The 16,987-nt window shown below is 34.6% G+C and carries 6 protein-coding genes and 1 riboswitch; of the genes, 5 read left to right on the top strand and 1 reads right to left on the bottom strand.

What is annotated here, in order from left to right; all coding sequences use genetic code 11:
* Window positions 1-49: 49 nt before the first annotated feature.
* Together ftsH and J5G60_RS08805 are read left to right on the top strand one after the other, a co-directional pair.
* Window positions 50-1,933 (top strand): ATP-dependent zinc metalloprotease FtsH, encoded by a 1,884-nt coding sequence (gene ftsH, locus J5G60_RS08810; RefSeq protein WP_150358139.1) that lies wholly within the window; start codon window positions 50-52, stop codon window positions 1,931-1,933.
* 22 nt (window positions 1,934-1,955) lie between these two features.
* Complete coding sequence (locus J5G60_RS08805) at window positions 1,956-4,097, top strand: HelD family protein (RefSeq protein ID WP_150358140.1); 2,142 nt, start codon at window positions 1,956-1,958, stop codon at window positions 4,095-4,097.
* Between the two features lie 68 nt (window positions 4,098-4,165).
* Here the strand turns inward: J5G60_RS08805 and J5G60_RS08800 are convergent, their stop codons facing one another.
* Window positions 4,166-5,236 carry an ATPase gene (locus J5G60_RS08800; protein WP_150358138.1) on the bottom strand — a complete coding sequence of 357 codons (1,071 nt, stop codon included), beginning with the start codon at window positions 5,234-5,236 and terminating at the stop codon, window positions 4,166-4,168.
* 158 nt (window positions 5,237-5,394) lie between these two features.
* Window positions 5,395-5,610, top strand: a riboswitch (Lysine riboswitch).
* An 80-nt stretch (window positions 5,611-5,690) separates the two neighbouring features.
* Here J5G60_RS08800 and J5G60_RS08795 point away from each other — a divergent pair.
* From J5G60_RS08795 to J5G60_RS08785, 3 genes are all read left to right on the top strand, one after another.
* Window positions 5,691-6,893 (top strand): aspartate kinase, encoded by a 1,203-nt coding sequence (locus J5G60_RS08795; protein WP_150358137.1) that lies wholly within the window; start codon window positions 5,691-5,693, stop codon window positions 6,891-6,893.
* Between the two features lie 33 nt (window positions 6,894-6,926).
* The gene (gene lysA / locus J5G60_RS08790; protein WP_150358136.1) at window positions 6,927-8,222 is read left to right on the top strand and encodes a diaminopimelate decarboxylase; all 1,296 of its coding nucleotides are present in this window, start codon (window positions 6,927-6,929) and stop codon (window positions 8,220-8,222) included.
* 97 nt (window positions 8,223-8,319) lie between these two features.
* A complete protein-coding gene (locus J5G60_RS08785) occupies window positions 8,320-16,938 on the top strand; it encodes a GH36-type glycosyl hydrolase domain-containing protein (protein ID WP_150358135.1) in 8,619 nt (2,872 codons plus the stop codon).
* Window positions 16,939-16,987 lie beyond the last annotated feature (49 nt).

The following is a 16,987-nucleotide window of genomic DNA, read 5'->3' as shown; positions in this document are numbered from 1 at the left end:
GTTATAATATAAATAGAATTATAAGCTGAAATAAAGTGGAGGCCATAATATGTTTAATAATAAAAAGTTTAATAGTAATAAAAAGTGGAGATATCTTATCTATTATGCATTATTGGCAGCTATGATTATATTTGTAGCAAATGAATATATGAATGGGCTGAAATCCCAACATATAAAGTACAGTGATTTTATAAATGATATAAACCAAAATAAAATCTCTGAAGTGCAGATAAGTAAGGATAAATTGATTATAATTCCAAAATCTCAAGATGAAGCAGATAGAGGCAAAGTCCTTTATACTGAGAGAATAACAGATCCAGATTTGATTAAAAAGCTTGATAACGCCAAGATCCAATATGGAGGAATACCTCAAGAGAACACTGCCATAAGGGGATTTTTCATAAACTGGGTTCTCCCATTTATAATAATTGCATTTTTACTTCAACTGTTTTTGGGAAAATTGAATAAAAAGATGGGCAGTGGAGTGATGTCTTTCGGGAAAAATACAGCTAAGATATATGCGGAAAATGAAACTGGTGTAAATTTTAAAGATGTAGCAGGTCAGGAAGAGGCAAAAGAATCACTTGTGGAAATTGTAGACTTCTTACACAATTCTCAAAGGTATGTGGAGATAGGTGCCAGACTTCCTAAGGGAGCCCTTCTTGTGGGACCTCCAGGGACAGGCAAAACTCTTCTTGCAAAAGCGGTAGCTGGTGAAGCTAAAGTGCCTTTTTTTTCAATATCAGGATCAGCCTTTGTAGAGATGTTTGTAGGTATGGGTGCTGCAAGGGTGAGAGATCTCTTTCAACAAGCTCAGGAAAAAGCTCCCTGTATAGTGTTTATAGATGAAATAGATGCCATTGGAAAAAGCAGAGAGGGAAATATATCGGGAAATGATGAAAGAGAGCAGACGCTGAATCAACTTTTAGCGGAAATGGATGGATTTGATTCTTCCAAAGGTGTAGTTATATTGGCAGCTACCAACAGACCGGAAGTTTTAGATAAAGCTCTTTTAAGACCTGGCAGATTTGACAGAAGAGTTATAGTTGACAGGCCTGATTTAAAGGGAAGGGAAGATATTTTAAAAGTGCACATAAAGGGTGTGAAAGTTTCACCGGACGTTGATTTAAATAATATAGCAAAAGCTACTCCGGGAGCTGTGGGTGCAGATTTGGCAAATATGATAAATGAAGCGGCACTAAGAGCTGTTAAAAATCATAGATCTCAAGTAAATCAGGAGGATCTAGAAGAAGCAGTGGAAGTGATTATAGCAGGTAAGGAAAAGAAGGATAGAATACTCTCGCCTGAAGAAAAACAGCAGGTAGCCTTCCACGAAGTCGGTCATGCATTGGTGGCAGCTCTTTTAAAGCATACTGATCCTGTTCATAAAATAACTATAGTCCCTAGAACTATGGGGGCATTAGGGTATACTATGCAGCTCCCTGAGGAGGAAAAATATTTAAATACAAAAGAAGAGATGATGGATCAAATATGTGTTATGCTGGGAGGAAGATCGGCAGAAGAGGTCAGATTTAACAGTATATCTACAGGAGCAGCTAATGATATTGAAAGGGCCACTCAAACTGCTAGAAGAATGGTAACCATTTATGGAATGACGGATAGATTTGATATGATGGGACTGGAGTCTATACAAAATAAATATCTTAATGGAAGGCCAGTTCAAAATTGCAGTATAGAAACAGCCTCTATTATTGATGAAGAAACTTTAAAAATAATAAAGGAATCTCATAAAAAGTCCAGGAAACTTCTTAAAGATAATATGGATCTGCTCATAGGCATATCTAAAAAACTTATAGAAAAGGAAACTTTAATGGGAGATGAGTTTATGAGCATTATAAGGGATTACAATGAAAAAAAAGGAAAAGAATCTTCCGATAACAAGGCTTTAGCCTCTCATTTGGAGGATGTATAGGCTGTGGAATGGAGATATGTATATGTGGAGAGATGATTTAGAAAATGAATTGGATAAAGAAATTCAATTAAACCTTGAAAAAGAAAGATTAAAAGAAGTATTAAACCAGATAAATACAAGGATGATGGAGTGTATAAGCTTTAGAAAAAAGGTAATCAATTATATTTTAGATTTAAGGAAAAAAAATCTTGACCAATATGAAGATGATGAAGATAAAATAGTTGAATATTTTGATCATGAAGTATATACAAAAGAAGAACAATTTAGACTGGTAAATAAGAGTATAAAAGAACTTACTGTACTAAAGGATTCACCTTATTTTGGAAAAGTGATTTTTGAAGATAAATTTGGTGGAGAAAAAATATATATAGGTAGATTTGGAATGAGCAGCAGAGAAGATTATGAGCCAATTATAGTGGATTGGAGATCACCTGTATGCAGTTTATTCTACTCGGGCAGCCTGGGACAGACCAGTTATAGTTCCCCTATGGGAGAAATAAAAGCAGACATATTGAGCAAGAGACAGTTTATCATAAAGAAATCAAATCTTGTCGGGATGTTTGACTCCAATATGGATGTAAAAGATGAGATATTACAGATGGTGCTGAGTAAGAATGCTGGGAAAAAGCTAAAAGATATAGTGATGACTATACAGAAAGAACAGGATGATCTAATAAGGCAGCCCAGGGAAGGGGTTGTTGTGGTAAATGGAATAGCCGGCAGCGGCAAAACTACTATAGCTTTACACAGAGTGGCATATTTGTTGTACAATTATAGAAAATTACTTCAGAGGAAAGTGCTTATATTAGGACCTAATAGTATATTTATAGATTATATTTCTCTTGTGCTGCCCAGTTTAGGAGAAGAAGAGGTTACCCAGCTTACATTTGGTCAATTTGCTAAAAGCATTTTAAACTTGCCGGATGTGATGACTTTAAGGGAATATATGGAGAATATTTTAAACGGGGATAAAGAGTTTATTCAGGAAATAATTTATAAGAATTCTTTGAGATATGTCAGTGATGTAGACAAATTAATTGTCCGTATAGAGGAAAATTGTTTTGCGGCAGAAGATGTATTTTTTTATGATAAGGTAATAGTTGCTAAAGAAGAAGCGGAAAAAATGCTGGGATATTATTTTAAGGATATGCCTCTGTTTAAGAGAGCAATAAGGCTAAAAAAGGTCATATACTCCAGAATAAAGGATGAGAGAAACATAATAGTGAGAGCCATACGGAAAAAGTATAGAGATAAAATTGAAAATATGACAGAGGAAGAATTGAATCTACATGGGACAAATTTAGAGTATAGAGAGAGAAATGAAATAGAAGAAGTCATAAAAGAAGTAATAAGAATAAAAAAATATAAGCTTAAATGGCTGGAGAAGCCGGATGTAATATCAATGTACAATACCTTCAACAATAATAGAAAATTAATTTACGATGATCTGGCTGCTATTTTATATCTGAAAATAAAATTAGATGGTTCAAGATATAAAGACAGAGTAAAACACATAGTCATAGATGAAGCCCAGGATTATTCTCCATTGCAGTTCAAGGTTATAAAAGAACTCACCCACTGCAGCTCTTTTACTATAGTTGGAGATGTTAATCAAAGAATTATACCTTCAGATGAAATTCCTGCTATGATGGACTTGAATAACATATTTTCGGATTTGAAAGTAAAAAATTTTTCCTTGAGCAGAAGCTATAGATCTACAAACGAAATAACCAATTATGCCAACCAGTATTTAAAAAAGGGTGAAATTATACCTTTGATAAGAGAGGGAGAAAAAGTTATAGAAGAGCAGGTATATAACTTAAAGGAACTTGTAGATAAGATATTGAAGGACATTGAGAAATTAAAAGAAAAATCTTATGAAAGTATTGCCGTGATATGTAGGGATTTGAAAGATACAGTGACATTGGGAAATCTAATTAAAAAAAGAGCATATATAAAAGTAATCAGCGGGGAAGATATGATTTATTCCAGTGGAGAAGTTATACTCCCAAGTTATTTTGCCAAAGGTCTGGAATTTGACGCCGTTATAATGATAGATACTTTTTATTGTCGTGATGAAGATGAGAACACATTAAAATATATAATGGCCACCAGGGCACTGCATGAGCTGCATGTATACAGGATTTTTTCTGTAACTGGGTGATGCATATGAAATATATTTTTGCTTCTGAAATTTAAAATAAGGGCATAATGTAGAATTCATTATGCCTTTTATTTTTCACATTTTCTTAATCTGCCTAGAAGTTTTTTACAGGCAGTATTCAGGGTATTTGAATCTATATCTTCAAAAAAATATTTTTGCAAGTCATATTGGAGAGCTTTAGTGGAAGCCATTATAGACAGACTTTTATTGAGAAAAAGATAGAAATTTTTTTTATCCTCCTTTAAATCTATCTTGTTTATCTTGCTGTAGTCAATTAAGTTGTTCATGTATATTTGCATGCCGTTAAATTGAGCTTTATTGATTTCATTGGAAGTTATAACAGCGGTATTTAATTCAGGAATTATAACGTGTTCCAATTTATCTACTATGAAGGGATGGTGGTATACTTCCACATACAGGCCTTTTTTTAAGGCTTCTTTGTAAATTTTTCTGAGAGTTGTCGTTTTCCCGGTGCCTGGATCACCATTTAACACATATACGTTTCCGGTTTCATCGTATAAGGTGTTTATAAATGATACTATGCCGTCTTGAGTAAGAGCTGTGGCAAATAGGTGTTTGGCTTTCCCTGAAGATTCAACTTTAACCCTGGATAATATTTTTGATTTTAAATTTTCAATTGTTACAGTTAATTTTGAATAATCAATGGCAGATTTATTATAGTATTCCCAATCTTCCTGCATAAGTTTCGCAGCCTTTATAAATCTGTAGGATCTATTTAATGCATTTTTAATTTTTGTGGTTATATATGATTCTTTTTTTATATATTTTTTGAAATTCACTTTATCAAGATTTTTCTCCAAATCCAGTATTTCATAGGGCAATGGGGAACTTGTTGTTTTTAATAAACTACTGTCTAACAATACTATGTTTAATTTTTTTATGATTATTCCATGTAAGAAATTTTCATCACAGGGACAGTGATAATATTCCATATCATATCCATCCTTAATAAAATATTCACTTATTTTTTTCATTAGAAATGATTTTAAAAACATAGATTTGCTTTTTAAGAGAAATATTTTTTTAGATGTTTTCTGGCTTTCTATAAAGTTTAAGAATAAGTCAGAATTTCCCCAAGTATTTCCGTTTGTAAAGAAATGCTTTATTTTATAACTCATTATATACACTCCTACTTATTACAGTCATTAATATGATATGCTAATATTTTCTATGAGTTCCATCTGGGGGCATATATTGCACTGATTGAATTTTAGTCAAAAAATAGTTGAAATGAATAGATATTTATGATAAACTTAGAACAATTTAATATTTAGATACCTAGGGTGGAGGCGCTGTAATTAATAGTATTTATTTTTAGTTGGCAGACATTTGAGAGATAAAGAAAGGAATTACAGCCGAAAAATTAGTTTGGCGGAACTGATTTTGGCTTTGTATAAAATATATATAAAGCTGTCACTAAAATATGTAATAATTGGTGTATTTTCATTGATGGAATTGGGTAAGACTATTTTAGTGGAGAGCTACAAAGGTACACAACCATGTATATCTGTACAGTATAGGTGTGTCCCTTTGCTGTACTTATTTTTTATAATAATTTTAGGGAGGAGTATTATGGCAATCATTGTTCAAAAATATGGAGGTAGTTCTGTGGGAACTCCGGAAAAAATAAAAGCTGTAGCTAGGTCGGTAGTAAATAAAGTTGAAGCAGGCAATAAATTGGTAGTTGTAGTATCAGCAATGGGAGATACTACGGATAATCTTATAGCGCTGGCTAAAAAAATTACGGAAAATCCGGATAAAAGAGAATTGGATGCGCTTTTATCTACAGGAGAAATGAGATCTTGCGCACTGCTTGCTATGGCTATCAAGGATTTGGGATATGATGCTGTAAGTTATACGGCTTATCAAATCAGTATAAAAACCAGCGGACAATATGGCAAATCTCTTATAGATGATATAGACGAGGATAAGATAAAAAGAGCTTTAGATAATGGGAAAGTTGTAATTGCAGCTGGATTTCAAGGTGTAAATACTGAAGGCGATGTCACTACTCTTGGAAGGGGAGGCTCTGACACTACAGCTGTAGCTATAGCGGTAAAATTAAATGGGACATGCGAAATTTACACTGATGTGGATGGAATATACAGTGTGGATCCGAGGGAATATAAGGATGCTAAAAAATTGGATGAAATAGATTATGAGGAAATGCTTGAGCTTTCAAGTCTGGGTGCCAGGGTCATGCATTCTAGATCCATAGAACTTGCACAAAAATATGATATACCTGTATATGTGGGATTAAGTAATAGTGATATAAGAGGAACAGTTATTAAGGGGGTAGATGATATGAATTTGGAAAGCAAGCCAGTGACGGGGCTGGCTACTAGTGATGATGATGTAGCGGTTACAGTGAGAAACATTGACAATGATATAAATATTATTGCCAACTTGTTTGAAAAGGTAGCTGACAAAAAAATAAATGTGGATATGATAAGCCAGACAGCACCTATAGATAACAAGGTGAACGTATCTTTTACTATACCTAAGGAAGATTTAAAGGAATGTTTGAGTATTTTAAAGTCTTATTCGAAGGGCAAGGTACAAGTTGATATAGATGAAGACATAACTAAATTTTCTATAGTTGGTATAGGAATGAAGACCACATCAGGAGTGGTTGCCAAAATGTTTAAACTATTTAGACAAAATAACATAGCGGTAAAGATGATAACTACTTCTGAGATAAGAATTACTTGTGCTATAAAGCAGAAGGATAAGCTCAAGACAATAAATGTTATAGCCAGGGAATTTAACTTATAATGGTTATGCGAAAACTTTTAGGAGGAAGCCAGTATGAGGTTATTTGGGAACATGAAAGTCAAGGATAATGTTTTGTATATTGGAGGAATAAGTGCAGAGGATCTGGCAGGGAGGTTTAAAACTCCTCTTTATGTAATAGATGAAGATTTAGTCAGGGATAAATGTAGAAGATATTATAGAGCTTTTGAAGGAGATAGGAATAATAAGATAACCTATGCTGGAAAGGCATTTTTAACTTTGGCCATGTGCAGGATAATAGACAGTGAAGGATTGTATTTGGATGTAGTATCAGGTGGAGAACTTTACACAGCTTTTAAAAGTGGTTTTCCAATGGAAAAGGTTTATTTTCATGGAAATAACAAAACACCAGAGGAAATTGAAATGGGAATAGATTTTAAAGTGGGAAAATTTGTGGTGGATAATCTCTGTGAAATGGAAAAAATAAATTTTATAGCACAGAAAAAAGATAGAGTACAAAAGGTACTCCTCAGAGTGACTCCGGGGATAGAAGCCCATACCCACGAATATATAAAAACTGGGCAGGTTGATTCTAAATTTGGATTTACCATGTTAAATGGTGAAACCATGGAATTTATAAAAAAAGCCATGGATATGTCCAATCTAAAATTTGTAGGCGTTCACTGTCATATTGGTTCTGAGATATTTGAAATAAAGCCCTATGAAGATGAAGTTGAAATCATGTTGAATTTAGTGAAAAGAATAAAAGACGAAACGGGTTATGAAGTAGAAGAATTAAACCTAGGGGGAGGGTTTGGAGTATACTATAATAAAGGGGACAACCCCAAATCTATAGAGGATTTTTGTAATGCCATATTGGTGAAAGCTAGGGCGGGTTCCAAAAAACTTAATATAAAGCTTCCAGCACTGATAATAGAACCCGGGAGATCCATAATAGGTAATGCTGGAACTACTCTTTATACTGTAGGCGCTATAAAAAATATTCCGGGTATAAGAAAATATATATTTGTAGACGGAGGTATGGCGGATAATATAAGACCGGCTCTTTACAGGGCTCACTACGAATGCGCCATAGCAAATAGGATTCAGGATAGCTGTGAGGAAACTGTGACCGTAGGAGGAAAGTGCTGTGAGTCCGGAGACATATTAATAAAGGACGTGAAGCTTCCAAAGCCTGAAACAGGGGATATTCTGGCGGTGTTTACCACAGGGGCATATTGTTATTCCATGGCAAGTAATTACAATAAAGTTCCGATTCCGGCAGCAGTTTTAGTAAAGGATGGAGAAGCCAGGCTGATTTCCAAAAGGCAGAGCTTTGATGAAATGATAGAGAATGAAATAATGATTTAATTTAAATCTATCCCTTCTGTGAATTAATATTTTGTGTTTTATTGGAAACAATAAATATTACATAAATTCTTTTTCGCAGGAAAGGATGGATTTTTTTATGCTTTATATTATAAGTATAGCTATAATTATGGTAATTGTAATGATTTATAGAGTTTTAAATAGATGTGAAAATACAGATCACAATGCAGGGGATAACGTCCTTGCTTTTAATATGAGTAAAGAGGAATTAAAAAAATATGCCAGGGAAATAGCTGTTATTCCAGCAGCTGATAGAAAAAGAAGCTGTAAAAAAAAGCTGATGCGAAGTTTGAATAGAGAATATAAAAGTATTTTAGACGGATGTGATTTTTTTGAGAGCGAGATTAAGGGGAAAATAGAAGTGGCCTCTTGTGCTGAATGGCTCTTGGATAATTTATATCTGATAAAAAAGGAATATAAAGATATAAAGGCAAATATGACGGAAAGCTATTATAGAAATCTTCCGGTAATAAAGGAAGGCATTATGAAAGGATATCCCAGGATATATTATATTGCCAAAGAAATGTTATCTCATACTTATGGCGCTGTGGATGAAGATACCATAGAGGATTTTATAAATTCATATGAAGAAAATAAAGTATTGAAAAATTCTGAACTCTGGGCACTGCCTGTAATGATAAGAATAGCCCTGCTTCAAAATATCAGTAATATAACGGATAGTATAGTTTTCATGCAAAAAGAGAGAAATAGAGCTGAAGTTGTAGCAGAAAGAATTATGAACTCAGGGAAAAACGTCAATGAGGAGATAGAAAAGTTAAAGAGAGAAAAAATAAGATTTACCTCTCATTTTACAGAAAAATTTATAAGGGTATTGAGAGATAATTTTATAGGGTACATTGAAGTATATAATTGGATAGATGAAGAGCTGGATAAAGAAGACAGCAGCGTGAAGAGAATGGTAAATATCGATCATCAGAAACAGGGAATATATCAGGTTTTAATGGAAAATTCAATTAAGGGAATAAGAGAAGTATGTGGTCTGAACTGGAAAGAAAATTTTGAACGCTTAAGTTATGTGGAACGGATTTTAAAAAAGGATCCTGCGGGAATTTATAGTAAAATGGATTTTTGCTCGAAAGATTATTATAGACATAGAATAGAAAAATTATCCAAGGCTATAAACGTACCGGAATCTTTCATAGCAAAAAAGGCAGTGGAATGTGCTGGAGAAGCTCTTGAAACTGCAAAAAAGTATGAGAAGCATGTAGGATATTATTTAATAGATAGCGGCACATATTGTTTAAAGAAAAAAATAAAATCCAGTGGCGAGGAGTATAGAGAAGTTGATTTTAAGATCGCCAATAATATGACTCCTAACTTTTATATAGGAAGCATAGTATTGGGAACTATTTTTTTAGATGTTTTAGTTAGCGGAATAAATTTTTATTTTGAAAATCTGCCTTTGTGGAAATACATAATAGAAATGCTTGTTCTTTTAATACCAAGCAGTGAGATATTTATATCTATATTTAATTGGAGTATAAATAAGCTTTCAGAACCCAGGTTTATACCAAAAATAGAATTTAAGCAGGGCATACCGGAAGAATTCAGCACTGCTGTAGTAATACCTACCCTTACAAGCAAGGCTCATAGGATGAAGGAGCTTATTGGCAACTTGGAAGTGTACTATTTGGCAAATAAAGAAAAAAATTTGTATTTTGTACTTCTTGAAGATTTTAAGGATAGTACTGAAAAGGAAGATTATAAGGATAAAATTATAGTGGATACTGCACTGGATGAAATAAAAAAACTCAATGAAAAATATGGAGAACAGGGAAAAGATAAATTCTACTTTTTGAGCAGGTGCAGAGAATACAATGAAAGAGAAAAAAAGTGGATGGGATGGGAGAGAAAACGGGGCAAATTAATGGAGTTCAATGCTCTCATAAGGGGTGACAAAACTACTAGTTATGATATTGTAAGCGGAGATATAGGCAATTTATATAAGGTAAAATATGTAATAACCCTGGATGCAGATACTATACTTCCAAAAGATACGGCTAAATTGCTTATAGGAGCTATGGCACATCCTCTAAATGTTCCCTATCTGAATAATAAAAAAATAATAAGAGGGCATGGACTGATGCAGCCGAGGATAAGTGTAGGCGTAGTAAGTGCAAATAAAACTTTTTATTCAAGCATTTTTTCTGGGCAGACTGGCATAGATGTATATACTACAGCTATCTCTGATGTGTATGAAGATCTGTTCGATGAGGGCATATTTACGGGAAAGGGAATTTATGATGTAGATATTTTTAATACAGTTCTGAAGGATGAAATACCTGAAAATACAGTACTGAGTCATGACCTGTTAGAAGGTTCTTACGTAAGGGCGGCCCTTGTGACTGATATAGAGCTTATTGATGGATATCCTGCTTATTATAATTCAAGTTGTAAAAGGCTTCACAGGTGGGTCAGAGGGGACTGGCAATTGATACCATGGATTTTTAAAAAAAGTCCTCTGAATAAATTGTCCAGGTGGAAAATATTTGACAATTTGAGGAGAAGTACTGTGCAGCCGGGTATAATGATACTTATTGCAGCAGCTTTGACTTTATTTCAAACCCCGGACAATTTACTGGTTATGGCGTTGATTTCACTATTGTGTCCTATATTTTTTGATGTATCAGAGGCTGTGGTATCTCCTGTAAAGGGGATAAGTCTATCAGGTAATATGGTAAATTTCAGAAATGCGGTAGAACAATTCTTTCTTATATTGAGTTTTTTACCCTATCAGGCCTATTTGATGTTAGATGCCATAATAAGGACAATTTACAGAATGTCTATAAGTAAGAGAAATTTACTTCAGTGGCAAACGGCGGCAGATGCGGAAGCTGCCTCTTCAAAAACATTTAAGGGGTATTTAAGATCAATGTGGATCTGCAGTGCCATTAGCGTAATTATAGCTTTTCTAGCTTTTAGAAGAGGTGTTGATACTTTATTTTTTATGCTGCCTTTTTGTATAATCTGGTTTTTAGCACCCTGGATGGCATTTAGTGTAAGCAGAGAAGAAAAAAATGATGAAAAGATACAGATGAAGTATGAGGAAAAGAAACTGCTGGGGAGGATAAGCAGGAAGATTTGGGCTTATTTTGAAGATTTCACACTGCCTGAAAATAATTGGCTTCCTCCAGATAATTATCAAGAAGAGCCGTATAAAGGCCTGGCTTATAGAACTTCTCCCACTAATATGGCTATGGGCATTACATCAAATATAGTAGCTTACGATTTAGGATATGTGGGAATAAAAGAAGTTGAATACAGACTTGAAAATATAATTTTAAATATGGGATCTCTGGAAAAGCATCGAGGACATTTTTACAATTGGTATGATATAAAGACTAAGAAACCTCTTGGATCCAGATATATATCCACAGTAGATAGTGGGAATTTGGTAGGGTATATATGGGTTACGATAGAAGCTCTGGAGGAGTATTTGAATTGCCCACTTGTAAATAAGAATTTAAGCTTTGGGCTAAAGGATACCTTGAGGTTGGCTCAGGAGGAAATAGCTAAAGAATTTAAGGTTCCAAGAATATATGAAAATTTTATGGAGTCAGAAAATGAATTTAATATATATTCTCTTAAAGATTATTTGAGATCCATTATAAAAAAATCCTGTGAAATCAATGAAAATTATGGCGATCTGTATTGGAATGAGAAGGTTAAATATATGGCCTCACACTTTCAGAAAGAATTAGATGAATTTTTCCCCTGGATTGATCTTGTAAGCGGAGATGAAAGATTTGAAGCTTTTAAGGGAGAATTAGATAAACTAGCTAATAAAATATCATTGAAAGAATTATCCAGTACAATTGATAGATTAGCTCACCTTGGATTTGAAAATCACGATAAAAACATGAATGAGAACATAGGTGATCTGAAAAACATGCTGAATATCACCAAGCTAAAAGCAGATGATCTTCTTTTGAGACTCAAGGATGTAAAAGAAAAACTTGTAAAGATGGGTGAAGAGCATGATTTTAGTATATTATATGATAAAAAAAGGCGTCTTTTTGCCATTGGTTACGATGTGGAAAATAATATTATAGGTAATAATTATTATGATCTTCTTGCATCAGAAGCCAGGCAAGCAAGCTTTGTAGCTATAGCTAAAGGTCAGGTAGAAAAATCTCATTGGTTTAACTTAGGAAGGGCTATGACCTATGCTGGAGGAGGTAAAGCTCTGGTATCCTGGTCTGGAACTATGTTTGAGTATCTGATGCCGCTGATAATTATGAAAAATTTTCCAGGAACTTTATTGAGTGACACTTATAAATATATAGTTGAAGCACAAAAAAGGTATGCCGATAGTAAGCATGTACCTTGGGGCATTTCAGAATCTGCCTATTATGATTTTGATTTGAATTCTGTGTATCAGTATAAGGCATTTGGCGTTCCGGGCATCGGACTAAAGAGGGGTCTTGTTAATGAATTGGTGATTGCACCTTATGCTTCTATTATGGCCCTTCAGGTAGATTTTAAAAATGCCTTAAATAATGTAAAATCTATTATCAAATTGAAGGCCGAGGGGAAATATGGCTTTTATGATGCTATAGATTATACTCGAAAAAGATTTTCAAAAAACAAAAAAAATAAACTGGTGAAGTGTTTTATGGTACATCATGAAGGCATGAGTTTTATGTCATTGGACAATATTCTAAGGGAGAATATACTTCAAGAAAGATTTCATAGAGTGCCGAGGGTAAGAGCTGTGGAACTTTTACTACAGGAAAAAAGTTCTAAGAATGTTATTTATGATAGGAAGCAGGATACTGGAAAGCCTAAGACAGTTTTTCAAAATGAGAACGTAATTACAAGAAAATATAATAATGCGAAGACAGATGTACCGGAGGTAAATGTAATTTCCAGTGGAAGATATTCTTTAATGATAACGAACAGCGGCAGCGGATACAGCAAAATGGAAGATACTATGTTATATAGATATCGTGAAGATGTGGTTACGAATGATACTGGAATGTTTTTTTATATAAAAAATATAAATTCCAATGAATACTGGAGTGCTGCCTATGAACCCTGCAAAGGTATACCTGAGGAGTATGAGGTTGTGTTTTCGCCAGATAAATCAGAATTTAAAAGGAAAGATGGAAATTTAAGAACCCATATGAAGATCACCGTATCCCATGAGGACAGTGGAGAAATAAGAAAGATTTCTATCACAAATATGAGCAATTCTGTAAGGGAAGTGGAGATAACCAGTTATTTGGAAGTGACTCTATCTTCTTACAATGCGGATTTGGTTCATCCTGCTTTTGGAAAATTATTTATACAAACTGAATTCATCCAAAATCCAACCTGCATTATTGCCGGTAGAAGATCCAGAAATGCAGGAGAACAGAAAAAATGGCTTGTACAAACTATAGCAGTAGAAGGTGAACGGGCAGGTACCATTCAATATGAAACCAATAGGGATAATTTTATAGGGAGGGGTAGAAATCTCGTGAATCCAAGGGCAATGGATAATGATGTACAGCTTACAAAATCGGTAGGAGCGGTGATTGATCCTATAATAAGTTTGAGAGTTAGAATAAGGATAGAGCCTGGTAGGACTGGGAAGGTAGCTTATAGCACTATGCTGGCAGATTCTAAGGAAAATGCAGTTAAACTGGCAAATAAATATGGTGATATGTGCAATGTGAATAGAATGTTTCAACTTTCATGGACTGAAGCTCAGCTGGAGATGAAATATCTTGGAATAACATCAAACCAGATAAATGTGTACCAGAAGATAGCCTCAAAAATTTTGTTTTTAAGTGATCTATTTCAAAATAGATACAAATATATAGTCAATATGAAAAAAAGTCAGTCTGCATTGTGGCCTTACGGAATTTCAGGAGATTTACCTATAGTTCTTCTTATTATAAGAGATGAGAGCAATATAGATTTTGTAAGACAGCTTTTGCGTGCTCAGGAGTATTGGACTTTGAAAAACCTATCAGTGGATTTGGTTTTATTAAATCTGGAAGATAGCTCTTATATGCAGCCTCTCCAAAACAAATTGAGAGATATTGTAAATAATAGTTTATCTAGAATCAGAAGAAATAAGGATGGAAGGGTATTCATTTTAAATAAAAGTGAAGTAAAGGAGGAAGATGTGAATTTTCTAAAGGCTGTGTCCAGATTTGTAATAGACGGTCAAGAGGGAGAATTGTTTAAGCAGTTTATGTGTAGTATGGATTCTCTAGAAGATGAAAGGGTGAGAAATCTTGGTGATTTTGTCTATAATAAAAATGGAAAGGTAATTTCCTCCTACAGTTTTGAAATTCCTCTTCTTCGATATTTTAATGACATAGGTGGTTTTTCAAAGGATGGAAAGTCCTATATAATAGTGTTGAAAAATTATAGCAATACTCCTGCGCCGTGGATAAATGTTATTTCTAATAGGAGATTTGGATTTCATATTTCTGAAAGTGGTATATCCTATACCTGGAATAAAAACAGCAGGGAAAACAAACTTACAGAATGGTCAAATGATCCTGTGATGGATGGCGAGGCTGAAAGTTTATATGTAAAAGATGAAGAAACGGGACATATATGGAGTATATCTCCTGGACCTGTAAGGGATTCGGGACAATATGTAATAGAGCATGGTTTTGGCTATTCTATTTTTAAACATGAAGCAGACCAAATAGTGGGTCAAATGACTGTGTTTGCAGACATAGAGGACAGTGTGAAGGTGTGCAGGATAAAACTGCATAACATAGGTAAGAGGAAAAGGATACTTTCAATAATCTACTATGCAAAATTGGTATTAGGGGTCTGCCATGAGCAAACTGCGCAGTATATATATACTGGAGTTGACAAGGAGCATGAGTATATATATGCTAAGAATCCATATAGCCAGTATTTCAAAGATGGAATATGTTATTTGAAGATATTGGGGGGCAAGCAGATGTCCTATACAGGTGTTAGAACGGAATTTATAGGGCGCCAGGGGAACGTATGGAGACCTGAAGGACTCTGCCTTAAAAACCTTTCTAATACGGTGGGAGCTGGATTTGATCCCTGTATGGCTCAAAATGTAAAAGTGGAATTAGATGCCAACTCAGAAGGGGAAATTATTGTTCTTTTTGGGCAGGAGGATAATTTTGAGGAAATCAACAGAGTCATAGAGAAGTACAGTAATGCCGGAAGCATTCAGCAGGAGTTAAAAAACAGCCAGGATTATTGGAAAAGTACACTTGAAACTATACAGGTCAATACTCCTGACGATTCAATGAATATAATGTTAAATGGATGGCTTATGTATCAGGTGATATCCTGCAGGTACTGGTCCAGGACTGCGTTCTATCAATCTGGGGGTGCCTATGGCTTTAGGGATCAGCTTCAGGATGTAAGTGCTATATCCTATATACGTCCTGATATAACCAGGGAGCACATAATTTACAGTGCATCCAGACAGTATCTAGAAGGGGATGTTCAGCATTGGTGGCACCCGTATGTAGGAAGTGGCATTAGGACCAAGTTTTCCGATGATTTGCTTTGGATGCCCTATGTAGTGGAGGATTATATAAAGAATACGGGAGATTATAGCATATTGAATGAAGCGGTACCATATCTTAATGACAGTCAGTTAAAAGATGATGAATATGAAAGATACAGTATATCCCCCGTATCCGAGGAAAGTGGAACTATTTATGATCACTGTATAAGAGCTATTGAAAAATCATGTAGATTTGGAGAGCATAATATTCCACTCATGGGTTCAGGAGACTGGAATGATGGAATGAATACCGTGGGAAATAAAGGAAAGGGAGAAAGTGTGTGGCTGGGATGGTTTTTATACAGTATATTGGATAAGCTCATTCCGCTGTGCAAATTTATGAAGGATGAAGAAAAGATCATAAAATACTCTAAATTAAAGGAATTTATAAAGGAAAATCTAGAGAAAAATGCCTGGGATGGAAGCTGGTATAAAAGAGCTTATTTTGACGATGGAACTCCGCTTGGGTCTGTGAAAAATGAAGAATGTCAGATTGATTCAATTTCTCAATCCTGGGCAGTTATATCTGGAGCTGCAAAGGAATCCAGAGCTAAAGAGGCAGTTCATGCCCTGGACAGGAATCTTATAAAAAAGGATAAGGGTATCATATTGCTGCTTACACCGGCTTTTGACAAATCCTCTCTGGAACCAGGATATATTAAAGGATATATACCTGGAGTAAGAGAAAATGGAGGACAGTATACCCATGCAGCCATATGGTCCATTATGGCTTTTGCTAAAATAGGAGATAGGGAGAAAGCCTATAGAACTTTTTCTATGATAAACCCTATAAACCATGCTAAAGATTATTTGAATTGTCATGTCTATAAGGTAGAACCTTATGTGGTGGCAGCAGATGTGTATGCAGTAGAGCCCTATGTGGGGAGAGGAGGATGGAGCTGGTATACAGGGGCGGCAGGATGGCTTTATAGAGCAGGTGTAGAGACCATACTCGGAATGACATTTAAGGAAAACAGAGGCTTTGTCATAACGCCTTCCGTGCCAGAGGAATGGAAAGATTACAGCATACGATATAACAGAGATGATTGTGTCTATGATATACAGGTGATCAGGGAAAAGGAAAAGGGAACATGGGTTGATGGTGATAAAATTGAGGATGGAATAATACCATTTTTTAAGCATGGACAGCATAGTGTTAAAATAAATATATAAAATATAAAATTTTTAGAAGGGTTTTCTACTATGTATAGAGAATTTATAT

The organism is Clostridium sp. HV4-5-A1G (assembly GCF_900184915.1).
Taxonomy (GTDB): domain Bacteria; phylum Bacillota; class Clostridia; order Clostridiales; family Clostridiaceae; genus Clostridium_B; species Clostridium_B aromativorans.
The sequence above is the reverse complement of the archived record's forward strand: the minus strand, read 5'-3'. Positions and strand labels throughout refer to the sequence as shown.